Below are 238 nucleotides of genomic sequence, written 5' to 3' on the forward strand. Positions count from 1 at the left end.
CCCCCCCCCTCCTGCAGCCCCCCCCCGCGCCACCTCCCCGCCCGGTTTTCAAGGTAACTCTGGTGCTACTTGACCTCAAGGTGCTCCAGGTAACACTGGTGCTACTGGACCTCAAGGCGTTCAAGGTAACACTGGAGCTACTGGACATCAAGGCGCTGATCGTAACCCAGGAGAAAACGCGCAAGAAGGATGTCAAGCTAAACAAGGTCAAAAAACTGCAAGGGGGGCGAAGGGGGGG

1 protein-coding gene is annotated in these 238 nt (G+C 58.8%); it reads left to right on the forward strand.

Features of this window, described 5'->3' with window-relative positions; all coding sequences use genetic code 11:
- Positions 1–238, forward strand: a 238-nt coding sequence (locus JDS99_RS31785) for a hypothetical protein (protein ID WP_206773337.1), incomplete at both ends; no start/stop codon positions are given.

This window comes from Bacillus cereus group sp. N6 (assembly GCF_016483705.1).
Taxonomy (GTDB): domain Bacteria; phylum Bacillota; class Bacilli; order Bacillales; family Bacillaceae_G; genus Bacillus_A; species Bacillus_A wiedmannii.